This is a genomic window from Halobacillus sp. B23F22_5 (genome assembly GCF_043497085.1).
Lineage (GTDB): Bacteria > Bacillota > Bacilli > Bacillales > Halobacillaceae > Thalassobacillus.
This window is the reverse complement of sequence record NZ_JBIEKI010000007.1, coordinates 113,532-137,744: the sequence shown is the minus strand read 5'-3', so window position 1 is coordinate 137,744 and position 24,213 is coordinate 113,532. Positions and strand designations below refer to the sequence as shown.

At 43.1% G+C, this 24,213-nt stretch carries 22 protein-coding genes, 2 pseudogenes and 1 riboswitch; of the genes and pseudogenes, 3 read left to right on the top strand and 21 right to left on the bottom strand.

Translation table 11 applies throughout. From position 1 onward, the window contains the following. Positions 1–8 precede the first annotated feature (8 nt). On the top strand, positions 9–1,385 hold the full coding sequence (locus ACGTN9_RS11785; RefSeq protein ID WP_499593046.1) for a nucleoside recognition domain-containing protein: 1,377 nt from the start codon (positions 9–11) through the stop codon (positions 1,383–1,385). 66 nt (positions 1,386–1,451) lie between these two features. Here ACGTN9_RS11785 and ACGTN9_RS11780 read toward each other — a convergent pair whose 3' ends face one another. Next, on the bottom strand, positions 1,452–2,174 hold the full coding sequence (locus ACGTN9_RS11780) for a DsbA family oxidoreductase (RefSeq protein ID WP_499592996.1): 723 nt from the start codon (positions 2,172–2,174) through the stop codon (positions 1,452–1,454). A 33-nt stretch (positions 2,175–2,207) separates the two neighbouring features. Next, positions 2,208–2,840 (bottom strand): FMN-dependent NADH-azoreductase, encoded by a 633-nt coding sequence (locus tag ACGTN9_RS11775; RefSeq protein WP_499592994.1) that lies wholly within the window; start codon positions 2,838–2,840, stop codon positions 2,208–2,210. Between the two features lie 221 nt (positions 2,841–3,061). Between ACGTN9_RS11775 and ACGTN9_RS11770 the strand changes: the two genes are divergently transcribed. Further along, complete coding sequence (locus tag ACGTN9_RS11770; protein ID WP_499592992.1) at positions 3,062–3,640, top strand: TetR/AcrR family transcriptional regulator; 579 nt, start codon at positions 3,062–3,064, stop codon at positions 3,638–3,640. A 652-nt stretch (positions 3,641–4,292) separates the two neighbouring features. On the opposite strand, the gene ACGTN9_RS11765 is transcribed toward ACGTN9_RS11770, so the two are convergent. The 14 genes and pseudogenes from ACGTN9_RS11765 to ACGTN9_RS11700 all read right to left on the bottom strand — a co-directional run bounded on the left by ACGTN9_RS11765 (position 4,293) and on the right by ACGTN9_RS11700 (position 17,086). Further along, complete coding sequence (locus ACGTN9_RS11765) at positions 4,293–5,504, bottom strand: cation:proton antiporter (RefSeq protein ID WP_499592990.1); 1,212 nt, start codon at positions 5,502–5,504, stop codon at positions 4,293–4,295. A gap of 215 nt (positions 5,505–5,719) precedes the next feature. Next, positions 5,720–6,562, bottom strand: coding sequence for a pirin family protein (locus ACGTN9_RS11760; protein ID WP_499592988.1), 843 nt, complete (start codon positions 6,560–6,562; stop codon positions 5,720–5,722). Positions 6,563–6,720: 158 nt separating this feature from the next. After that, on the bottom strand, positions 6,721–6,918 hold the full coding sequence (locus tag ACGTN9_RS11755; protein ID WP_028782438.1) for a cold-shock protein: 198 nt from the start codon (positions 6,916–6,918) through the stop codon (positions 6,721–6,723). Positions 6,919–7,105: 187 nt separating this feature from the next. Further along, positions 7,106–7,450 carry a hypothetical protein gene (locus ACGTN9_RS11750; protein WP_499592986.1) on the bottom strand — a complete coding sequence of 115 codons (345 nt, stop codon included), beginning with the start codon at positions 7,448–7,450 and terminating at the stop codon, positions 7,106–7,108. A gap of 20 nt (positions 7,451–7,470) precedes the next feature. After that, positions 7,471–7,554: pseudogene (locus ACGTN9_RS11745) on the bottom strand (YnfA family protein); the annotation flags it as partial. 70 nt (positions 7,555–7,624) lie between these two features. Continuing rightward, a complete protein-coding gene (locus tag ACGTN9_RS11740) occupies positions 7,625–7,816 on the bottom strand; it encodes a hypothetical protein (protein ID WP_499592984.1) in 192 nt (63 codons plus the stop codon). 116 nt (positions 7,817–7,932) lie between these two features. Further along, positions 7,933–8,568: a hypothetical protein gene (locus ACGTN9_RS11735; RefSeq protein WP_499592982.1), complete on the bottom strand. Its 636-nt coding sequence runs from the start codon at positions 8,566–8,568 to the stop codon at positions 7,933–7,935. Between the two features lie 237 nt (positions 8,569–8,805). Then, positions 8,806–9,720, bottom strand: a complete 915-nt coding sequence (locus ACGTN9_RS11730) for an aldo/keto reductase (RefSeq protein ID WP_499592980.1) — start codon at positions 9,718–9,720, stop codon at positions 8,806–8,808. Between the two features lie 148 nt (positions 9,721–9,868). Beyond that, positions 9,869–10,756, bottom strand: coding sequence for a 5'-methylthioadenosine/S-adenosylhomocysteine nucleosidase (locus ACGTN9_RS11725; protein ID WP_499592978.1), 888 nt, complete (start codon positions 10,754–10,756; stop codon positions 9,869–9,871). 157 nt (positions 10,757–10,913) lie between these two features. After that, a riboswitch (purine riboswitch) is annotated at positions 10,914–11,017 on the bottom strand. A gap of 67 nt (positions 11,018–11,084) precedes the next feature. Further along, positions 11,085–13,688: a YfhO family protein gene (locus ACGTN9_RS11720; protein ID WP_499592976.1), complete on the bottom strand. Its 2,604-nt coding sequence runs from the start codon at positions 13,686–13,688 to the stop codon at positions 11,085–11,087. 49 nt (positions 13,689–13,737) lie between these two features. Beyond that, the gene (locus ACGTN9_RS11715) at positions 13,738–14,730 is read right to left on the bottom strand and encodes a glycosyltransferase family 2 protein (protein ID WP_499592974.1); all 993 of its coding nucleotides are present in this window, start codon (positions 14,728–14,730) and stop codon (positions 13,738–13,740) included. Positions 14,731–14,858: 128 nt separating this feature from the next. Continuing rightward, positions 14,859–15,056, bottom strand: coding sequence for a hypothetical protein (locus ACGTN9_RS11710; protein ID WP_499592973.1), 198 nt, complete (start codon positions 15,054–15,056; stop codon positions 14,859–14,861). Between the two features lie 27 nt (positions 15,057–15,083). Then, positions 15,084–15,269: a hypothetical protein gene (locus ACGTN9_RS11705; protein WP_499592971.1), complete on the bottom strand. Its 186-nt coding sequence runs from the start codon at positions 15,267–15,269 to the stop codon at positions 15,084–15,086. 335 nt (positions 15,270–15,604) lie between these two features. Beyond that, a complete protein-coding gene (locus ACGTN9_RS11700; protein ID WP_499592969.1) occupies positions 15,605–17,086 on the bottom strand; it encodes a PTS transporter subunit EIIC in 1,482 nt (493 codons plus the stop codon). A 127-nt stretch (positions 17,087–17,213) separates the two neighbouring features. Here ACGTN9_RS11700 and ACGTN9_RS11695 point away from each other — a divergent pair, with 127 nt between their 5' ends. Then, a complete protein-coding gene (locus ACGTN9_RS11695; RefSeq protein ID WP_499592968.1) occupies positions 17,214–18,980 on the top strand; it encodes an amylo-alpha-1,6-glucosidase in 1,767 nt (588 codons plus the stop codon). Positions 18,981–19,059: 79 nt separating this feature from the next. Here the strand turns inward: ACGTN9_RS11695 and ACGTN9_RS11690 are convergent, their stop codons facing one another. From ACGTN9_RS11690 to ACGTN9_RS11670, 5 genes and pseudogenes are all read right to left on the bottom strand, one after another. Then, entirely contained in the window at positions 19,060–19,779 is a 720-nt protein-coding gene (locus ACGTN9_RS11690) for a UTRA domain-containing protein (protein WP_499592966.1), read from the bottom strand. A gap of 158 nt (positions 19,780–19,937) precedes the next feature. Continuing rightward, positions 19,938–20,876: a hypothetical protein gene (locus ACGTN9_RS11685; protein WP_499592964.1), complete on the bottom strand. Its 939-nt coding sequence runs from the start codon at positions 20,874–20,876 to the stop codon at positions 19,938–19,940. Between the two features lie 191 nt (positions 20,877–21,067). Continuing rightward, complete coding sequence (locus ACGTN9_RS11680) at positions 21,068–21,748, bottom strand: YrrS family protein (protein WP_499593044.1); 681 nt, start codon at positions 21,746–21,748, stop codon at positions 21,068–21,070. Continuing rightward, positions 21,731–22,642: pseudogene (locus ACGTN9_RS11675) on the bottom strand (LCP family glycopolymer transferase); the annotation flags it as partial. The gene ACGTN9_RS11680 and the pseudogene ACGTN9_RS11675, both read right to left, overlap by 18 nt. 47 nt (positions 22,643–22,689) lie before the next feature. Beyond that, positions 22,690–24,084, bottom strand: a complete 1,395-nt coding sequence (locus ACGTN9_RS11670; protein WP_499592962.1) for a glycosyltransferase family 2 protein — start codon at positions 24,082–24,084, stop codon at positions 22,690–22,692. Positions 24,085–24,213 lie beyond the last annotated feature (129 nt).

Genomic DNA, 24,213 nt, shown 5'->3' with positions numbered 1-24,213 from the left:
ACCAAAAGCTGGAGAGATTAAATTCCCTGTTTAATGAGGAAGCTGTCAATCAATCAGTTAAGACAAGAGATCATATTGTCACCAGGATTTATAAATCATCTCAGCATCTTACCAAGTCATCCGTTCAATACTCGGATAAAAAGGTTTCCTGGATTGATGAAAACCTGGATAAAATTTTAACTTCCAAGCTATATGGATTACCTATTATGTTCCTGATGTTAGCCGTGGTCATCTACTTGACCATTGCTGGAGCCAATATCCCTGGGACTTATATCGCGGCAGCGTTTGCTGCAGGAGAAGATGGATTGACCACCCTTTTTCAATCGATGAATGCACCAGACTGGCTTTATGGAATTATGGTGGAAGGACTTTACCGGGGAACATCGTGGGTTGTAAGTGTTATGCTGCCCCCTATGGCCATCTTCTTCCCCATGTTCGCATTGCTGGAGAATTTCGGCTATTTGCCTAGGGTCGCTTTTAACATGGACCGGATTTTCAAGAAGTCAGGAGCTCATGGCAAGCAATCCTTGACGATGGCGATGGGCTTTGGGTGTAACGCAGCTGCTGTCATGTCTTCCCGGATCGTTGAATCTCCACGAGAACGCATGTTAGCGATCCTGACTAATAACTTCGTCCCGTGTAACGGACGTTGGCCATTACTGATTTTACTGGCCGGCTTGTTTATGGCCGCGGGATTTTCCGGAGGTGTTCACACCCTTGTCTCTGCAGGGGTTGTGGTGGGAATTGTATTATTCGGTGTAGCCATGACCCTGCTTGTCTCATGGAGTCTATCAAAAACACTGTTAAAAGGGGTTCCGACCCACTATACCTTAGAGTTACCACCGTACAGAAAACCGAAGTTCTGGAACACGATTGTGAGAGCTACGCTGGATAAATCATGGTTCGTACTGAAAAGAGCTGTCATTATAGCTGCACCAGCTTCACTCGTTACATGGATTTTGGCCAATATATTCATTGGCGAACTGAGCATCCTGGAGCATACAGCAGGATTTTTAGATCCATTTGCCACAGCTTTAGGTCTGGATGGGTTCATCCTCTTGGCTTTCATCCTTGGACTTCCGGCGAATGAGATCATCCTGCCTATCTTATTGATGAGTTATCTCTCTACAGGAGCCATGATTGAAGTCACGAGCCTGACAGAATTGAAACAAATCTTTCTTGACCAAGGCTGGACGTGGCTTACGGCATTGAATATGATGTTGTTTTCTCTGCTTCATTATCCATGTGGAACCACCATGATCAACATTTATAAAGAAACAAAAAGTCCTAAATGGACGTTTGTCGCTTTTGCATTACCAACCACTATAGCTATTGTTGTTACGTTCCTAATCGCTCAGGTTGTTAGAGGACTGGGATTAGTCTAATAATTTATAGTACAAAAAAGCCCGATTACGGAAGGTATCCTCTTCGTAATCGGGCTTTTTATGAAATTAGTTTTTATCGTCTGGAACTTCACAGCTGTCATCTGTACAGGCCGCATCCGCGGATGTTTGGATTTGCTGCAAAGAAGGCGTCTCTTTCTCTTCCTGCCACACTTTTTCCAATGTTTCCTGGAACAGTTCTGGTGGCTGGGCGCCAGAAATCGCATATTTACGGTTGAACACGAAGAATGGTACACCCTGAACACCAATTTGCTGGGCTTCGCGCTGGTCGTTTCGGACATCTTCCAAAAAGTCATCGCCAACCAGTACGTCTTCTGCTTCTTCGCCATCCAGACCAATGTCCTCGGCAAGTTCAATCAATGTATCCGGCCGGCCGAGGAAACGGGATTCGGTGAAGTAAGCCCGCATCAGCCGTTCTGTGAACGCCAATCCTTTACCCTGTGTTTCGGCATATTTTAACAGCCGGTGAGCTTCCAACGTATTGGTCTGTTTCACCTCGTTAAAATTATACTCCAAACCAACGGTCTTGGCGGTTTCCACCAGCTGATCGTTCATTGCTTTCGCCTGCTCGACCGTGGTACCCATTTTCTTGGCAAGCACTTCGTAAACAGAAACATTTTCATCACTCTGTATGTGCGGCTGCAATTCATAACTTTTGAAAATGACTTCCACGTCACCCTTGTGGTCGAACTTTTCTAACGCCTGCTCGAGCCGGCGTTTGCCGATATAGCAAAACGGACAGACAAAATCAGACCATACTTCAATTTTCATTTCTGGCACCACACTTTTTTATAAAATTACGCCTTATGCGTATTGGTAAGCAAGGTTACGAGCTGCTTCTTTAACTTTCGTCATACCTTCATCGATAATAGCTTCTGCTTTATCAGGCATAGCATTGTGGCCTTCGATGATCACTTCATCGACGATGTCCATGCCATACAATCCGCCGAATACGTTGCGCATGAAGTTAACGGACATTTCCATCGGAGCCATTTCTTCAGAAGAATAAACTCCGCCGCGTGCGTTCAACAGGATAACTTTCTTGCCAGGCATTAATGGCTTGATGCCTTCTTCGGTATATTTGAAGGTGAAGCCAGCTTCAGAAACGTAATCGATGAATGTGTGCAGTTTCGCTGGAATCGTGAAGTTCCAAAGCGGGAATGCCAACACAATGACATCGGCAGCTTCGAGTGCATCTTTTGCTTTTTGCTTCGCATCAAGCAGGCGCTGTTCGACGTCATTCAAACGCTCGCCAGCTTCCAGTTTAGTCAATGCATTGAAAAGGTCCTGTCCGAAATAAGGCATGTCTTCTGCGAAGACATCGTACGTGTTCACGTTAAGATCCTTGTTGTCTTTGATCTCTTCCATGAATGTTTCGTACATTTTTGTGGTGATACCGTCTGGACGGTTGTTTCCTTTAACGACTAATACGTTCATAATTATGATTCCTCCTATATAATCTGAGATGCTTGTGTAAATACTTTTATTATAGCTGGATGGATATCCCAGCTTTTTAAACATCTTTTGTTTATACAACAAATGTCGTATAATCGCATTATAAAGACTTATCACTGGGTACTCAACCAATAAGTTTTGCGTTTTATTGTATAAACAACACTTTTCGATATCTGTTTAAAAAGTAGAAAGGGGCAACACCCATGGCAGAAAAAACCGACCCCCGCATCCTTCGCACACGGAAATTGATTATGGATGCCTTCATGACGCTCTCTGAAAAGAAAAAATTCAAAGCTATCACCATTAAAGATATTACGCAGGAAGCGACCGTCAACCGGGCAACCTTTTATTACCATTTCACCGATAAATATGATTTATTGGATAAAGTATTGAAAGAAGACCTCATGGTCAACGTCTGCCAGGAAATCGGTGATCACGACGTTATAAATGCCGACACAATCAAAAGTGTGTTCCTGACCGTGACTAACTTCAACGCCTCGATGTCCACCAGATGTCCGGATAGCTTCGCGGCTTTCACTGATCGCATTGAATACCTGATCAAGGAAGATATGCAGCAGTTGTTCCTTACCATTTTATCGAAACAGTTCCCCGAGCAACACGAGCATTCGTTACGAGTGGCAGCCGTGATGCTGAGCTGGGCGATCTATGGGGCGACAGAGGATTGGAAGAAAAACTGTGAGCTTCCTGCAGAAGAATATGTCGAGTATGTGGTTCCTTATATCATGAAAGGAACCGACTCCTTAATAGCGGAACCGATTTGAACAAAAAATCTTAGTGGTGATTTTACAGTTAAAGCTCCCTTTTGCTGAATACAGTTTCGAGAGAAACTGTTTCCGTTACGATTGGGAGCGTTTGGTGGGCCGGGAAATCACTCGCTTTCCATGGGCGGACGGTGAGCTTCCTCAGGCTTCGCCTTGCGGGATCTCACCATGTCCTATCCTCCCATAGGAGTCTCGCAATTTCCCGGCCCTCCTTGCGTTAAGTGAGCAAAACGGAAACTTCGGTATGCCGTCCTTCAAGCATAGGGAGAGCTACTCATGAAAATGTGCTTATAACATGCATCATAGGTTTATATGGCTTATGGAAAACAACTTTATTTTTGGCAGGGGTTCGTTTCTCTCAGCCTTCGGATGGGGTGGTTGGAAAACTGCGAGACTCCCGCGGGAGAAGGGGTTAGGCGAGATCCCACAGGGCGATAGCCCGAGGAAGCTCGCCAGATCCCCCGCAGGAAAGCGAGTAGTTTCCAAGCCACCCCTAACGCTTTTATGGTAAAGAACCTTGAAACTGAGTCTTCCATAATACGGCCCTATTGTTGAATAAGCCTTTAGGAATGTTAGGTAAATCCTTTTAAAAAGTGCCGGATCTCCCGCTTCTGCTGTAGATCTGGCACTTTTTATATGGCACGCAATTCAGTTATTCATTTAATCCCAATTTGCTGATCAATGGCTTGATGGTGAGCCCTTGCACAACTAAAGAAAATACAACCACACTGAACGTGAGGATTAACAAGGTGTCCCTCCCATCAAAGGAGGAAGGTAAACTTAACGCCAGCGCAATGGACAAGCTCCCTTTCAATCCACCCCAATTCATAATAACCTTCCATTTGGCTGGAATTTTACTGGACAATGAGGTACTCATATAGAGGGACAGTGTCCGGGCAATCAGTACAATCACAATCGCCCAGATGATCAGTACCCACTTACCTGTAAAATCAATGTTCTGGATTTCCAGTCCGACCATCAGGAAAATCAAGCTGTTGGCAATTTCCGTTATAGTATCCATGAAAGAGTCGATATTTGTTTTTGTTGATTCTGTCATACCCACTCTGGCTCCGTAGCTGCCATAAATCAACCCGCTGATTACTACAGCAATAACGCCTGAAAAGTGAAAATGCTCGGCAATGAAATAACTTCCGAAATACATCAATAGCGAAATCGCAATTTCTAAAGGGTAATCGTCATAAAGCCGGATGACCTGTGAGGTAACAAACCCTAAAATGGCACCGACAACGGAACCTCCGATCACAAACTTCAAAAATAATAACACGCCACTTCCTAACCCTGCGATCCCCATTTCTATGTAGGATAATAGATAAACAGTAGAAATATTAAAAAGGACAACCGCAATTCCATCATTGAATAACGATTCCGTCTCCATCACAGTCGATAGCTCTTCCCGAACCCCCAATGTTTTGAAAATGGAAATGACGCTGATCGGGTCGGTCGCACTCATCAGCGCTGCAAACGTGAATGCCAGAACGAGGGGAAGCCCTAATAAATAATAGGCAGAAGCCCCAATAAGGATAAAGGTAGTGAAGGTGCCGAGGAAAGCGATGGAAAAGGACACCGCTTTGTATTCAAAAAAATGCTTGATTGGTATTTTGAGTGTGGCATCTGCCAATAAAATCGGTAAAAACAACGAGACAATGATCGCATGAAAAACGTTCGACTGGGTAATGAAATTCTCAGCCGCTTCAAAAAACGGGGTTTCAGTCAGTCCAAGAATCAACCCTACTAATACGAGCGCTATCGAGTAAGGCTGTTTGATGATTTTGGCAATCCCGATGACGAATATAGATATCGCGAGCAGCATTAATATTTCAATGAAAACCTCATGGAAATGCATGGTCTCCGCCCCTTATATGTAAGTTTAGTTATCTTCAAGGATTCCCTAAACACCTTGTTGGTCCACTTCATTAACTTGTCTCTCACATGTAAGAATTATTCCCTGGCAACACAAAAACGCAGGCTCCACGCTAAAATGACATTCGACTTTAATTCAAAAGAAAGCCTCCCATCAGTCTGATGACTGGATGAGAGGCTTTTTCCGTAAATAGTCGATCATTCAGAAGGTCCGAATTTGCCCTCCTGGTAATCGCGGTATGCCTGAAATATTTCTTCTTCCGTATTCATGACGAACGGGCCTCTTGCAACCACCGGCTCCCCAATCGGTTCACCCGCGACAAGGATGGCACGAAGCTGCTCTTTCGCCTTGATTGTTATTTCGCTATCTTCTGCATTGGAAGGTCGCCCGAGCCAGAGCACCTGGTTTTCCTTCCCTTCCGTCTCGTCTTTCCCAAATGTTCCGCTTCCTTCCATAATATAAAGGAAGCCGTTGAAACTGCCTGGCAATTCCTGCGTCACTTCCGCTCCTGCTTCCAGTTTCATTTCAACATAAGTGAGCGGAACGTGATTTTCTGTGTCAGCCTTCACGTTGCCAGATGTACCCGAGTACACCCTGATTTCTGCACCTGCTTCCTTATGAACCGGCATCGCTTCTGCCTTCAAGTCCTGGTAACGTGGTTTTGCCGACTTTTTACTGCCTGGCAGATTGAGCCATAATTGCAAACTATGTACCGTCTCTCCTGGGAGCGGATCTTCGGAATGAACAATTCCACTTCCCGCCGTCATCAACTGAGCGTCGCCTGGCTCCAACACACCGGACCCGCCATGGTTGTCCTCATGCTTCAACTTTCCTTCGATGACATAGGTGATCGTCTCCATTCCCCTATGCGGATGATCCGGGAACGTCCCTTGCTGGAACCAGTCTTCCGCCATTAATAAAAACGGATCGAACTGTTTCCAATTGCCAGGCGGAAGTACCTGGCCCACCTTTTTATGCGGCCCTCTCCCATCCTGGAATTCAACCGACCATACACGCTCAATTCCTCTTTCATTTGCCATTGCCAGCACCTCCTGTATCATGTTCTTCCATTATATTACTTTCCTTACACCAAAATAAAACGATAGGATTGACGATCCCTTTTTCATTACTAAATCAAATTTAAAGTGCAAAAAAAAGAGACTCCCGGGTTGGAAGTCTCTTTTTAAGCTATTAACGCTTATTTTTGAACGTTAGCTGCTTGTGGTCCACGGTTGCCTTCGACGATTTCGAAAGAAACTGTTTCGTTTTCTTCTAGAGTTTTGAAACCTTCACCTTGAATAGCAGAGAAATGAACGAATACATCGTCTTGACCTTCTACTTCAATAAATCCGAAACCTTTTTCTGCGTTGAACCATTTAACATTACCTTGTAACATAATTGTTACCTCCTGCGTGGAACTTGATCCACAATGTATTACTATTATTGCTCTAGAAATTCAAGGGAAAGTCGTAAAACTTTTTCTTGCATTCTTTAAACGAACAAGAATAATTAATCCCTACTATACGCTTATAATTGGGTCCCGTCAAGCATTAATTTCAACTTTTATATAACTATAGATCGGATCAACGTACATATCTCCTTCTAATATATTCATCAACCAGCCAATATGTAGTTGCGATTGGCAAAGCAAAATAATAGAAAGCAGGCGACCATATATCTATTACAAACAATTGATGAATGATAAACGCTGCCACGAGATGAAGGGCGGCTGCCCAAAATAAACGATAACGATAATGGACAGTTAGCCAGTCTATTAACATAGAAGACCCTGCTCCAATAGCAATGAACACCGGAAGAATGAGCAGTAGGCTGTCAGGATGCGGCCATAAAACTGCGTAGACCATAATTGATAAAAAGGTCGTAACCACCCAGGCTTTGCTCTTTCTTATAAACATTTGTCCCCACACAATACTTTTCTCCTTTTTACTTAATGCCGAGGTGCAAAGAGCATAACCGATACCCCGATCAAATATATCCCAGCACCGACCCAGCCATAAAGGTCGGGTGTTTTTTATCTATCTACAGCCCCGTCTAACAAGAATAAAACTACGGCATGCAACAATGCAGACGATTGAACTTATTTAACCTTGATACTTACCTGTATTGATTTTTTTCAGTTCATAAATAGATGCAATAAAACCAATCACCCCGCCGACAGCAAGAATGACTGGAATAAATGCCAGCGCATTTTCGGAAAACATCCGGTAAACGCCCCATATACAAATGATCAAGTTACTGACCAAACCAATTTTAACTCTCAATCTTTTACGCAAACAATCCAGCCCCCTGATCTCTCTTCACTTTAGCTTGTTTATTACCGATTTTATATAACCCCAGCACAATCACTAATATGTACTTCTACGGGAGTAACAGCCACTTACTTTTCCCCTTACTTTCCGAATCTTTTACTCAGCAATACTTCTTGATCCGCCCCTCTGACTACGATTCCATAAGCTTCTCCGTCTTCCAGGGTAGATAGAAGATCATTCTCTGTGATGATTTCATTCGCAGTGTCTATCCATTGTTTGATTTCTTTTTTGTCAAAGTCTGCTTTCGTATAGGTTGTTTTTAAAATGTAGACGATCGGTTTCGGGTTAACATCAATGGCAATGCCTTCGTACTCATCACTAACATTTTTCAGCTTCTTATCGATAGCAGGAACGACCGAAAACCATTGCTGATCTTTTTTAACTTTATCTACATTTTTGAATTCTACCTTTACGGTGCCGTCTGTGTAGCCTTGTTTTTCCAATTCATTTTTCATAAGCTTGGTTATCTCTTCTTCCGCATCGGTTTTATCAGAGACAGCATCCGATACTTCTACTCTTACATCTGCTTCTTCTGCAGGACCATAAGATATTGCTAATATATCATAACCTTTTTCAGTTAATTTTTCACTGGCAGTAGAAAAATCAAGCTGCTTTCCCTTCTCTCCTTTTGCTCCTAATATCCCCGTGTAGAAAATACTTCCGCCAAGTAGAACGATAGCCAGTACTCCAAAGATCAACCAATGGCTTTTCTTCATGCATGCCTCACCCCTTATCAATTATCAATATTCTACCACAATATTCCAAAAATTTAAGTGTAGAATCTCATATAATAGGGTAGTTTGATTTGCTATCTGACTTGCCGCCAGAAGATAATCAGGCGTTCCAGCATAATTTTTAAGCGCTCCAGTCCATTCTTTTGCCGTTCCCCCCTCTCCCAAAAACCAAAAAAGAAAGTACCTGATCCCGAATCCGGGCAGGTACTTCTTCTTGTTTTAAGGCAGATCATTGCCTGCTGCGCGATAAAGCTCGTACCACTCCTGGCGCGTAAGTTCGATATCGGAAGCTTTGGCGATATCGCGTAAACGCCCGGGATTCATCGTACCAACGACCGGCTGGATGTTTGCCGGATGACGTAAAATCCACGCGATCGCTATCGCGGAATCTGTGACGCCTTTTTCTCCGGCAAGCTCCTGCAGTTTCCCATTGACTTCCGGGAACGCGTCATTTCCGATAAACGGACCTTCAATACCATGCTGAAACGGGGACCATGCCTGGATGGTAATGTCGTTCAAACGGCAATACTCAATCACACTGCCATCACGGGCAATCGCAGGGTCATGCTGCATATTGACGTTGAAGCCGGCATCCAGCATCGGCGTATGTACAAGGCTCATTTGCATTTGGTTTACTATCAAGTCATCATCCAGATACTTGTTCAACAGTTCCATTTGCATCGGATTCTGGTTACTGACACCGAAGTAACGGACTTTGCCGCTTTCTTTCAATGTAGAAAAAGCCTCTGCCACTTCTTCAGGTTCCATTAATGCATCGGGACGGTGAAGAAGCAAGCTATCGACATAGTCGGTTTTCAACCTGCGAAGACTGGCGTCCACTGATTCAAGAATATGTTCTTTAGAAAAATCAAAGAATCCATCACGAATACCGCATTTCGTCTGCAGCTTCATTTTTTCCCGAACGTCATCATTCATCTGGATGGCATCGGCAAAAACTTCCTCGGACTTCCCTTTCCCGTATATATCCGCATGATCGAACAGATCAACCCCTGCGTCCATCGCGTTTTCAATGACATAAGCAGCATCTTTGTTACTGAGTTCGCTCATGCGCATGCAGCCAAGTGAAATTTCCCCCACCTCTAACTCACTGGTACCTAATCTGATTTTCTTCAAAAGTTATCACCTCTCCTCATTTGATGAATCTATACTAACACGTTGGATGCCGGATAGTAATTATTTCAATTCAAAGGTGGCGATATACCAAAAAATATGCCTGATCCAGGTATGCTTTGCACACAAGGAATCAGGCACAGATTGGAAACTATTCACTTTTCAGCTTAGAAATATACTTCTTCACAACTTCATAAACATATTCCTGATTGGCTGCTGCGGTATCTGGATTGTATTCCCCGCCATTGGTTTTATTATTGGATAAAATCCGGATACCAAGATAAGGCACATCATACGCTTTGGCAATTTGCGCTCCTGCAGCTCCTTCCATCTCTTCCACTGAAGTCTCATAATTTTCGTGGAACCAGTTGATTCGGTCTACTTCATTATTCCAAACATCTGCAGAACCGATGGTCCCCTCAACAATTTTTCCTTTCTCGTGTTCATTCTTTACTGATTTGGCGGCTGCTAGTAAACCTTTGTCTCCTTTATAGTAACGGATGTTTTCCGCGTCTGGATCTTCTCCAGCACTCCCTTCAGAAGCCATCAGGTCCATTGGAATCCACTCTTTGGGATGAATCCCTTCTCCCTCTTGATAATGAGGAGTTTTCAGAGAACCGATGTTTACCGTCCTTTCCCCTAACACGATATCAAACACATGCAAGTCAGGATCGTGACCGCCAGAAGTTCCCTGGTTAATGATTGCAATGGGATTATACCTTTCTATGGCAACTGCGGTAGCTGCTGCAGTATTTTCCATCCCTTTTCCAGTCTTGGCCACGATCACCGGATAATCATCGACAGTGCCTAAATAATATTCAAAGGTCCCTGCTTTTTCTTCTTTTACATTTTCGAGCCTGTCAGCAAACTTTTCCGCTTCAATCGGCATCGGACCTTCAATGAGAATAGGTCTTTGCTTCTTTTTTGGTGCAGCTTCGGTCTGAGAAGAAGAACTACAACCTCCAAGAACCGATAATGACATTACAGTAATAAGTGCCAGTAGAGCGAAAAACGTTGATTTACGAAATGTTAACTTCATGCGAGATCCTCCTTGTTGTAGTACATACCCGCTGGTCGAAGCATAAGAAAAAGGCCTGGGAAGCAGTGTGGTTTCCACCTTCCAGACCTACGAAGCCAAAGTATGTACCATCCAGCAAGAGAAAGGCAGAAATTGCCCTGCTTAAAAAAAACGAACAAATGATAATACTTCAACTCGTAGTCCAGTTCTTTCAATGGGAACCTGGTAGAAACGCTCCGACCATATTACCGAGCATATACGAGTGATGTGATATAAAAATGTTACTGTGCAAATATAACAGACCACTTTAATACAATCAAGAGATTATATGAACATTAAATATATTTAATTAAATATCGTTCGTGTTTTGAAGGTTTAATTTGAACAAAAGTCGTTTAGACAACAGGAATGCCAATAATATACATACGACTGTCACCAGGAGAGACACCTGGAAGAAAGGCGGATAGTACACCAGTTGAATTTCATTTAACCCCTTCTGAATAGGAAAACCTACAAATGCATAGTTCACTTTTTCCACTCGCTTCGATTCATCATTAATCCGCACCTGCCATCCCCGCTCATAAGGAATTGGCAGCATCATAAAGCGGTCACTTTGCCTATTGTCATAGCGAATAGTCAGTTTGTTACCTGTCCAATCAAAGTCAGGTTCTTCCTGTGCTTCTTTCTTTGCCTGCTCTAAAACTTGATAATCTTCTTGGTATAAGGCTAGGTCCGTTAAAACATAATTTCCTTTAGGGAGGCGGATTTTTAACTTGTTTGCTTTCGGAACACGGATGACAAGGTCGTCGACGTACGTTTTGTAGATTGATTGGTTATGCTTTCTTGTCGTCCGATAGCCATTCACCTTAACCGCAAATCCTTTCCGCTCTGCCAGACTCTCCAAATGAAAGCCAACATAATAATCTCCCTTCCCACTACCAGGAGTATTCAAAACGAGATCGATTCCACCTTCTTTTTCAGTGACAGTCAATTTCCCTTCCTTGTAAGTAGCATTAACTGTCTCTACAGTGGTTTCTTTGATGAGATCCGGTACGTTTTCTACCTCCCCCACTTTAGTTTCTACCTCAGACACCACTACCCCTTCCAGCATGGCATGCTCTTTTTCCAATACATTGGCATCTTCCAACTCACGCTCCGAAAATATAGTATCAGTAGTTCTTACGAATGGCAGCAGGTTCGTATTTTTATAAACGATGTAATTGTCCGACCTCGCAATCTCCTCGAAACCATATGGCACATTTCCTGCATCGTCTTTCTTTTTCATCACATACTTTCCCTGCAGGAGACTGTACAAGTTGGCACGATTGCTTAGCGTGGAGTAACGGCTGACACTTTCTCTTCCCATGTCAATGTTCAAATCGTATAAATAAAAATAGAGCAGGTTTTCATTCAGGATACTGGAATAGACGCTAAACCCGTTGAAGTCCTGGACAATCGGCGTATTATTCAGATAACCCTCTTTCCAATCAATCCGATAATAGGGGTCAGCATCTTGAGCCTTTACTTTCTGTAACAGTTCACGTGCTTCTTTTCCGTTGTACTTGTCGCTATGTAAGTATTGCTCCGAAACCTTGTTTACCCCGGTCATTTCCGAAATGACATATTGGCTCGCGTTAGAAATAGCAAGCAGATTGAGCAGTGTTGCTACGCTCAAAAAATAGTACCAGGATTTTTTGCAGGACCACACGAAACCAGCTGTAGCAATCAACGTCAGGAATACTAAAAGAAACACACCAATCCCAGGCAGGGATAAGAACTCCATTTCCTCATCACTAAAGAAAAAGACGAGGTAGACTGCCATTACCATGGTACTTGCCGTCAAAAAGGCTTTCTTACTTACCTCATGAATATGAGACATTCCAGCACATACCGCAGCGCCAAGCGTGAAAGACAAGACGTATTCCCAGCGGTATTGCGGTGCGGAGAAGCCATTAAACGCGCTGGCTATCAGGGGACTGAAGTGCAGCACAATAAAAAGGATACTCAGCCCGCCGAACAGACGGAACATAGCTTTTCGATAGAAGAAAAAAGTAAAAACGAAGACTAAAAACAGTGCCGGCACAATGACGTACCTGCTCGTAAACAAAATATTGTCCGAAAAATCTACAGCCTCAATAGGAAAAGCATAGTCCGGCCGATGGTTATGAAAAAAACTGTAGACCGCAGGAATGAACGAAACCGCACTGATTCCGGCCCCAACCAACCCGCCGAATACAAATAATTTCACCTTCCGTCCCACACCGGCCACATTCGTATCCAGATGAATCCACAAACGGGCAACTATATAGATACCGATGAATATCAGATTGATATAAGCGAAATAAAAGTTATCGAACATCGTTACAGCGACAGCAAAAATAAACCATCCCGGGCGTAGTTCCCGAATGATTTTTTCCACGCCGTATACTAATAGTGGCACCCAAAGCATCGCATCGGCAAAAAACTCCCAATACGTCGCATGCCGGAAATAGATGACCGATAAGCCATAGACAGCCGCTCCAAGAAAGGCTGGCAGCCAGCGACTGCTCATATACCGGAACACCAGGGTGGTTACAAACAGAATAACTGACAATCGGATGACACTGATGAACACAGCAGCATTCGCCCAATAAACGATATCCACTGCCTCAATTAAACCCAGTGATTCTAATAAAAACGTCACTACAGCACTGATCAGGAACACAATCGATGTCGAAAAGTAAAACGCCAGCTGACTGTAGGTCCCGCCACCTAATCCAAAACGATACGTGTAAAAGAAATTACCGTTTGTATACTGCTCGTAAAGCAGTTTTTTAAACGTCACCATCTGCTGGAGACCATCATTATGACCGACCATAAATCGCCCTTCCGTCCACGCATGCAAAAAGAATGCATGAGCAAGCACAGCAAGAATCAGGCAGGCGACCAGCAAAAGTAAGAGTTTCCTGTTCATATGAAATCCCCGTTTACTTCTTTATATTTTTCCAGATACGCTGAAGGTATTAATGATCCCCACTCCGATAAATCTTATAAACCCCTGTCCGGTCCGCTTCCCTGCTGTTTCCACTTTTAATATTGGACTCTTCTACAAGATAATGCGGGCGCTGCTTCGTTTCATAATAAATCCGTCCAATGTATTCACCGATGACACCAAGGCTTAACAGCTGTATGCCGCCAAGCAGCAACACTGCCGAAATCGTTGTAAAATATCCCCGTTCCACGACGCCATTATTCATAATCATTATCAAATGCACCAAAATATAAACGACCGACAACAGTAAAATAAACATGCCGGTATAAAAACAAATCCGGAGCGGCCGGTTATTGAAAGAAACTGCACCGTCGATGCCATAGTTCAGCAATTTCGAAAACTTCCATTTCGACTTGCCATTCTCCCGGCAGACATTATCATAATGGATGATCTTCTGGCTCAATCCGATCCAGGAAAACAATCCTTTCGAAAAGCGGCTCCCTTCATTGAGCCTCAGCAATCCGTCTACGGCCTTCCGACTCAGAAGCCGGAAATCACCGACACCATCCTGCAGCTCGACATCGACGAACTTATTGATCAGGCAATAATAAAGCGAAGAAAAACAGGAACGGAGCCAGCCGTCCCCTTTCCGGTTGCGACGGCCGATCACCTGATGATAACCTTCTTCATACCCTTCAATAAACGGTTTGATCAAGGAACATGGATGCTGAAGATCCGCATCCATGATGATTACCGCTTCTCCATCTGCATGCTGAAGGCCGGCGAGGAGCGCTACTTCTTTTCCAAAATTACGTGTAAATGAAAGATACCTCACATTCGCGTTCGCTCCCGCCAGTTTTTTGATCCGGGATAATGTATCATCCGTGCTGCCGTCATTGACATATAGAATTTCATAATTATAAGGAAGCCCCTCAAACTCTTTGTCCACCGCTTTATATATAAGATCGATATTATCGGATTCATTATAAGAAGGAATAATAATTGATATACGTCCAGCTGTCATGGTTACACCTACTTTTAAAGTCTATCTGCATAATGCTACAAATAGCTTCAGCAGAAATCCTCTTTCTTATACAGTGTCGGGCTGATCCTCCCAATAGAAAAGCCACCCCGGCAGGAGTGGCTTTTCTTTTACATGTTGCATTCGAATGAATAAGAACTAGTCAAATTATTATGTATTTCTAATATAACTTCCCCACCATGATCATAACACTGGGCCGTGAATTCACCGATTTCTTTTGAATTAAAATAGCTGGAAATGATAATAAAAAAGCTGAATGCAAGTAAAAAAGTTACGGAAATAATGGTGACACCCAGCAATAAATTCACCTTATTAATAATGTCCTCCCCCTTATGTTAATGATTACGCTCTTCTCGTTGCCACTTTAAGGCAGATAGTAAAGCGATCACCTCACAAACAAACCCAAGCAGCCACCCAATTAGAGGAGAATAGGCTACATAATCTTCCATTCCGACTCCAGCTGCGATAAATGCTCCCCCAAGCAACGAAAAAACCACCGCCATCCTTTGATGTTTATTCATTTTTCTCCCCCATCCAATATGACATTGTAAAATATATACTTTCATCCTAACATATCTTACCATCCCTCACTCGGTGTCAGCCTGGATTTTACGTTAACTCAGTACCTTCAATTAAAGCAGAAGTTTGAAAAACATTTAGCACGGGTTAAAATCATATGACAAACCCGTTACTTGTCTGGAAAAAAGAAATGCAGCCTGTTAAGGTGAATATAAATAAAGGCAGGTTCACGTCAGTTTGACCTCCCCTTTTTTCCTGATTTGGATCCTGACTTTATTTAGAGCAAATACTGCAAACAAAGAGCCACCCCATCAAGAGGGTGGCTCATTTTTGTTTATTAAGAAGTTACCACTTTTTTGGATTCCACTGCTTTACCAGCCTTTTCTTTTCCTTTCTTAGCTTCGGATTGGCGTGCCTGGAATAAGTTGCTCTTATAGAACCCGAGCGTCAACCCGACAGTCAGGGCAAAAGTGATTCCCATTCCGAGGAAGTAGAAGCCCCAATGTTCCGGATAAACCGATAGGAAAGATAAGACGCCTCCTACCCCTACAGAAGTGGCTTTCACTCCCTGGGCAGCAATGTAGGCACTTCCGACCGCACTGGCGACCATGACAGCGATGAACGGATAACGGAATCTTAGGTTGATACCATAAATCGCTGGTTCCGTAACGCCGAGCCATGCGGAAATTGTAGCCGCAAAGGAAACCCCTCTTAATTTCTTGTTTCGTTTAAGAAGGAAGAACATGGTCAATGTAGCCGCACCTTGCGCCAGGGTCACTGTTTCACTTACCGGCCACAGGGTGACATAACCAAGCGTACCTGCCATTTGCAAGTTAACCCCAAGGAAAATGTGATGCATCCCTGTGATAACCAATGGCGCTGAAATGAATCCATATACGCCTCCAGCAAACGCAGGAGAAACTTCAAATAGATATAAAATTCCATCGGTGATCCAATTAGAACCAGTCATCGTGATTGGTCCGATCAAACCGAACGTCAGAAGACCGGCAAAGATAAGGGCAAACGGTGCCACAAACAACATCTGCAAATTTCCTGGAATGAAGCTCTTCAGATGCTTTTCTGACCAGGTCAGGAGCCATACCGCAAAGATTACCGGAAGCACTTGTCCTTGATAGCCAATTTTAGCAATTTCCCATCCGAACAAATTCCAATAAGTTACCCCGTCAGGGTCTGCTGCATAATCATAGGCAGACATTAAGTCAGGATGTACCAATAACAGCCCGAGTACGATCCCCAATAAAGGGCTTCCTCCAAATTTCTTCGCAGCAGACCACGCGATCAGGACTGGGAGGAAGGTGAAGGCCGTGTTAGCGATAACATTGATGAATTCAGCAAAACCGGTCCACCCGGTATAAACATCCAATAACGACTTTTCCTCGAAAAAGATGCCAGGGTTGGCAAGCAGATTGTTTAAACCTAACAACAGACCGGCAGCTACAATGGCAGGCAGGATAGGAATGAAGATGTCCGCGAGCACCCGGATACCTTTTTGAAAAGCATTCCCCTTCTCAGCCGTAATTTGTTTCATTTCGTCTTTACTTACTTCATCGGCATCGGTTTGTTTTACAAATTCATTGTAGACTTTTTCCACTGTTCCAGGTCCAATGATAATTTGATATTGTCCATTCGCCGAAAAAGTTCCTTTTACCAGCTCATTGTCTTCCAACGCCTCTTGGTTCACCAGATTTTCATCCTTCAACACCAGACGCAGCCTGGTCACACAATGTGTGGCATTGCTGACATTTTCAGCACCGCCAATATGCTTGATGATACTGGCAACGTTTTCTTTAAAACCCATGCTAGTTCCTCCTTTTATTTAAATCGCTTTCAAAAACCGCTTTCAAAATTTCCTACTTGTTTAAACAAGTTCATTATAGTACAGTGTGAATAGATGTCAAGAATTTTGTGAAAAAGGAGTGCTACTATTGGATTTAAAAATAACACCAATGAGCCATTATGGTTCCTACATGGCTCTCACCTATCAGGAGAGCGATGACCCTGAGAAAGATGGCATTTATGTCAACGCAGTACGAGGAAAATCCAAACAACATCAAAATGCGCTTAAGATCATTCCCACTAAAAATGGTGAACCTGTCCCGTATTCCTACGAGGCTGATGAATTCGAAATTACCTTTGATATAGATGGCGGAAGGTTGCAGGTTTGTTTTGAAGATGAGTTTAGGATAGTTGTAAAAGGAACAGGAGAAAACGTTGGGCTCCTATTAGATACCCAGCCGATTTTCAATTTTGAATATAACTATCTATTAGGAACAAGCGGTGACGAATACTGCATCGTCAATAGCTACAAGAACCTGACCAAATACTTGATTTTCGCACCGGAAGGCTCAGTTTCCCTTCAGCAAAACGTATTCATGGACACGACTGGCAGCACCAATAAAGCAGATAACTTGTCCAGCATCCATATCACTCCTGATGAAGAATCGCACAATTTCCTTTGTGTGATTGAAGATATTCCAACCCATGGTTCCGTGCCGGAAGACCGGGAATACAGCTACGAGCTGGCTCTGGAGAAAAGCACTGGCCATTTTGAACGTTTCCTGGCTAAACAGCCGGCTGTCCCGAAGGCATACGAGCAAACACTCAGGGAAGCTGCTTATCTTAACTGGACGTGCATTGTGAACGAAGCAGGCTTGCTGAAAAGAAAAGCCATGTACATGTCCAACAGTAATTTTCCTGGTGTATGGAGCTGGGACAACGCCTTCAATGCCCTTGCACTCGTCGGGGTTGACGATCAATTGGCATGGGATCAGATCCAGCTTTTATTCGACCATCAGGATGACAAGGGTCAGATTCCTGGTTCCATCAGTGATTCAACGATCCGCTGGAATTTTGCCAAGCCTCCAGTCCAGGGATTATTCGTATTGAAGATGATGGATCGAATGATGCTTACTGATAAGCAGCTGGAGCAGATTTATGAGCAGATCAACGCTCATGTGGAATTCTATTTCCATTACAAAGATTCCAACCAGGACGGGATTCCGGAGTATCACCACGGCAACGACTCCGGCCAGGACAACAGCACGGTTTTCCGCTTTGCAGACATTGTCGATTCTCCTGATTTGACGGCCTTTTTGATCAAATCGATCGATATGCTTGCCGTTGTAGCAGGAAAATTAAACCGGAATCAGGATAAAAAATACTGGGAAGAACAAGCGAAGCAATTGACCGAGAATTTCTGCGACTACTTCCTTGTCGACAATCTCCCCGTCGCCCGTTTCACGAGAGATGGAAAAGTCATTGAAAGCCAGGGGAATCTGCCGCTTGTCTCTATCATTCTGGCTGATAAACTTCCGGAAGCAGCCAGGAAGAAAATCATTAACGTCCTAAGCAGTGACAAGTATCTGACCGATTGGGGTATCGCTTCAGAGGCTATCGACAGCCCGTTATACGAGGAAGATGCATATTGGAGAGGACCAATCTGGGCTCCTACTACCCTTTTGTTTATCGATGCCTTCGAGGAATGCGGGGAAGACGAATTGGCAGATGAAGTACGCCAAAAATTCCTGGAGCTTTGTAAACAAAGCGGATTCGCGGAAAACTTCCATGCAGAAACTGGAGAAGGCTTAAGAGACCTGGCCCATACATGGACTTCGAGTGTGTTCATCCATTTAGCAGCAAAGCAATATGAGAAAAATAACAGCGAACAAACAAAGACAGAAGTAACCATCTAATAGCCCTGGAATTCAGCTATTTACTACTCCATCAAAAAAAGTGTACGAGCGCCCCTGATCGGTCGCTTGTACACTTTTTTCATTTCCGCTGTGTCTGGTCAAAAAAGACAAAATCACCAGGCATATGACGGGATTGGGTATATTCGAACATCACCCCGTCCGCATTGAAAACATGACTGGTGACGACGACTACACAATTATAGCCATCCAGGCTCAAATATTTTTCGTCCAGGCCAGTGGTTTTCTCGACCGTCATCTTTCGCTTGGCAGTAACCGCGCGCTGGTTCAATTCTTTTTCCAAGTACTCATAGATGGAATCCTCTGCAATGTCGACGGTCAGACTTTTCACGACATCTTTTCTGAAAAAATTATAGTCCATGATGACCGGGTTGCCATCCAAATAGCGAATACGCTGTAAATGATAGACTTCCACTCCTACAGGCATCGTGGTTTCCTCATGGATTTGTTCATCGACAACCAGTTCCTGAAAAACAATTACTTCGGTCCGGTATTGCTTTTTATTACGGATGGCAAACTGTTTAAATGTTTCCGTTTCCCCAAACATATATTCAGCCTGCTTGAAGTCCTGATAGATGACACGGGCCCCCTGGCCGTGTTTCGTCTGGACGTAACCTTCTGCTGCAAGTTCTCCAATCGCTCTTCTGACCGTATTGCGCGAACAATCATATTCTTTGACTAACGTATTTTCTGAGGGAAGCAACTGCTGATAGGGATAGATTTCCTGCTCTATTTTCTGTTTTAAGTCATCGTAAATTTTTATGTATTTAGTCCTTGGCATAATAGCCTCCTATGTATCGCCCTTCTTTATGTACATTGACTATAACTAGAAAATATCGACAGCGCAACCCTCCTGCAAGTATTATCCATACAAAACTGCATGCACATTTTCAGGAACACAAAAATAGCCTTTCGCTTATGGAAGCGAAAGGCCGTTATTCATACAGGCTGCTCTGTTATACGTTTGCCCGAGCCAGCGTTTTCGATGCTATGTTTAAGCTTTTCCAAATCCTCTTCGGTATAGATAGGATCGCATTCCTCCAGGTGCTTCACAAGGAACTTGGTAAGCGTTTCCTGCTCATCGAACACATAAGGGGTGCTATCATTGGAATAATTGTTGAACTGGTTCCCATGATGATCCACATAAAGGATCGGAGTGATGGTGCTATGAACGGTATACTTTTCAGCGATTGGCTGAAGATAATCGACACCGTCCATTACTCTTTTGGCCGGATTTTCAGCCGCAATCACTTTCAGACCAGTCTGATTCACTTGCTTATTGTCAAAAACAATGGTCTTTTCTGTTTCTTTTTGTTCCACAGGAAACAGATCATTAAGTAGGAATGAAAAATCTTTCGCCTTCTCCTTTGTAATGCCGTAAAGGACGTTTCCATGAAACTCCCTGGTATCAATCAAATAGATTCCTGTTTTCAGCAAGACAATATGTCCGACCTTAACAGCAGATATGTCCCCCTCTGCTTTAGAAGGTAAGAATACTTTAGGAAGAATGATCATTTCTGAAGGCTTGAGTTTGCCATCGGACACCAGCTTTTCTTTTAAATTGCTAAGTATGTGATAAGTTTTTGCCTCACTGGTAGTTTTAGAGATTTTTTCCATATCATGGACATAAGCCTTAAACTCGTCGACTTTCTTTTCATAGTCTTTTTTTACCTGCTCCTTTTGTTCCTTTTCCCTCTGTTTATATTCATTTTCGACTTTATCAAGCGTTGACACAGCTTCCACTTCAAGTTCCCTCAACATTTTTTTGTTGGCTTTTTTATTTCGGTATAGAAAAAATATCAGACCAAAGACTACTAGTACTAACCCAATAATGACAACACCCAACACATAGTAATTCAAAAAATCATTAACATCCATAAGACTTTCCCCCCATAGACTTTTTTATAACATTCGAAGAAACCTTGACGGTTGAGGTAGCTTATTTGAAATTGGTTAATATTACTTAGATTTTATATAATTTGGGTCGAATGAAAGTAAAAAGAGAGGCGGTATCGCCTCTCTTGCACTGTCTCTTTTGTATCAGCTTCAGAACCAGTAAGCTATTCAGGTCAACGGTTCTTCTGATCATTTTCATGGAGGACTTCTACCTTCACAGGTTTGTAGCCTGCACCGTCCACCCATGAAACGTAGACACGATAATTCTCCGTTTGTGCTTTATTCGTGACAGTAGCTATTACTTTATCTGAGCCTTCCCCTTCCGCCCACCAGAGGGTCATATCGCTTTTGGCCAATCCGGCTCCTTTTGCAATCGCTGATGTCATTTCTTCCCAATCCAGGGTGCCTTGTTTAAACGTAACATGAGTATGGTTTTCTTGCTGGGTAGGTACCACTGACCAATTTTTCGTAATTACTTCAGCAACATTCGGCTTGCTGCTGTCCTGTCTGGTTTCGTCCTTTGTATCTTCCTGATCCGTTTGTGATTCAGGTTCATCTTTCTGATCATGTTGGGTATCAGGTTTATCTTCCTGAGCTGTTGTCCCGTTCTCGTTATTTTCATCCGTCTCTTTCGTGCTTGTATCCTCTTCCGTCTCAGTAGCCTTATCTGCTTCCGCCTGAGGCTGATCGTCCTCTTTATCATTCTCATTTGAATTTCCCTGTTCATCAGGCTCTTTTTCTGAAGACTCTTTCTTGTCTTTTTCACTATCTTTCTTATTCGTCTCCGGCTTATCATCAGCCTGCTCATTACTTTCATCAGGTTCAGATTCGACCAGGTCCAGATGCGCTTTCAACTCCTGAGAGAGTTCCTTAAGTTTATCCTCATCAGGCATATAATAGTAAGTGCCCTTAATTGTTTCTTCTGATCCTTCTATTTTATGCTGCATGATATTATTTTGGGCGTCTCTATAATTGAATTGAATTTGCCACATATCTTTCACAGACATGTTTGTTTTTACATGCTTCTGGATTACTTCAGCAATTTCACCAAATTTTAATACGGATGAAGTACGCGATCCTTTTTCGATGATCTTTTCAATTACCTGACGCTGGCGTTCCTGCCGTCCAAAGTCCCCGCGTGGGTCTTGCTTTCTCATCCGGGCATAGATTAAAGCTTCTTTGCCGGTCAAATGATTCCATCCTTTCGGAAAATACATCTTCTCATCTGTGAATTCAGAATCATAGGTATCGAATTCCAAAACATTATTCAGCTTAATCCCGTCCAGGGCATCTACAATACCTTCAAACCCTTTGAAATTCATCTTGACAAAGTAATCTACCGGGACATCCAGCAGTTTTTCAACTGACGAAACAGTCATCGCTGTTCCGCCTGCCTCATAAGAACTGTTGATTTTGTCTTCCGCTCCACTTATTTTCATATATGTATCCCGGGGGATACTGACCATATTCGTCGACTTTTCAGCTGGATTAATAGTCAACAGAACCATGGCATCTGCACGCCCGCCCCCTTCGCCGGCGCGTGTATCCAGTCCCATAATCAAAATCGATATCGGATCCCCGTCCCCAAGGTCAATATTCTCCATACGGTTTGCAAGCTTTGGATTCCTATCAATATCTTCGTGGATACTTGCGGACGTTGATGTTACAAAGTTGAAGGCGTAACTGACCACACCCAGTATCAAAACCGTCATTGCAGTAATAAAAAATAACAATAATTTTTTCCCCATTACACTTTCACCTACTAATAAACTTTTTCCTCGGGAACAGCCTTTTTTCAAGCTGCTGTTTTCGAGTTTTTGTGATGATAACTTCTCCCTGTCCGGGAGACTTTGTTCCATTTTTTATTGAAGAAATAGGAGATGCTGCCATACATAACATAATAAACGGCTACAAATCGATAGATGAAAATATCAAACAGGATGGTCACAAACAAACGAAGACTATCCATTTTGCTGAACGAAAATCCATAATGTTTATTCATCCGAAGTGCCACAAGGTTATATATAATTCCAAATACAATCAGGAAAAACAGATAGAAAAACATATAATCGATGAACGAATTCCCCGGGTTGTTGATTATATTGTAAGTCATGATACCTGTCATGATATAAGCTGCAAGCGTCCCAATAAGGAATGTTTCAAATACATAGAAAAAGGATACAGGCTTCGTAAGTAACGTTTTTAAGAAAAACGCCCAAAAGTGAATGATGCAGTCGATATAGGCTTTCTGCCATCGCAGCCGCTGTTTGGTCAAGTCCCTCCATGTTTCAGGTAGCTCAGTGTAGCCTACCGCATCAGCTATGAAACTGATTTTCATGTCTTTGTGCCTGGCTATGTGCCGCTGGATACGTAGGGTTATATCAATATCTTCTCCGATCGAATTACGATAGCCACCTACATCAATCAGCACTTGCTTATTGAAAATCCCGAATGCTCCTGATATTACCGCCAAAGCCTTGAACCGTACAAGTGATAATTTTGATATATAGAATGCTTTCAGGAAATCAAGTACTTGCACACGTATCAGCATATTCGTCCTTTTTAGAGATAAGCGGCTCAATGGATGATCTGTTTTCGTCTGCAGTACATGTACCATACCTCCTGCCGCAACTACATTTCTATCCTCAAAAGCCTCGTTGACAGAATTTAATGCTGTTCTGGTTAAAATAGTGTCGGCATCCAATGTCACAACCAAATCCTTCGTTGCATATTCAATACCGGCGTTCAGAGAGTCCGCTTTCCCACCATTCTCCTTATCGATCACATAGATATTAGGATAAAGGGAAGATTGGTATACTTTTTTGACTTCTTTATACGTGAGTTCTCCCTGTGCTGACATGCTGCAAGGGGTCAGCCCCAATAATTCATCCAACTGATCCATCGTATCGTCTGATGAACCGTCATTGATATAAAAGACTTCAAACCGGGAATACGACAAAGACTTCATGCTCTCAATCGAAGTTTCTATAATGTCCTCTTCGTTAAAACACGGCACTAAGATACTTATACCTTTTTCATTATCATAGCAATGTTCACTCTTCCATCGTTTCAGCTCACGGTTTGCGTCGAATCTTTCACCGGACTCACGGAAAAACGGCAAGCAGTGATAGATATGCAAAACCGGGAATGTAACACTGATTAGGAAAAAAATAGTGATTAATATATCCAAATATGCCACTCCTTCATTAGATAACCATACGAATAAATAAATCCTCTTCCAATGAAAAACGTCCCCCATGCAAGGAGGACGTGGATCATCATCTATTAAGGTTATCACAACCGGCAACTGAAAGAATAC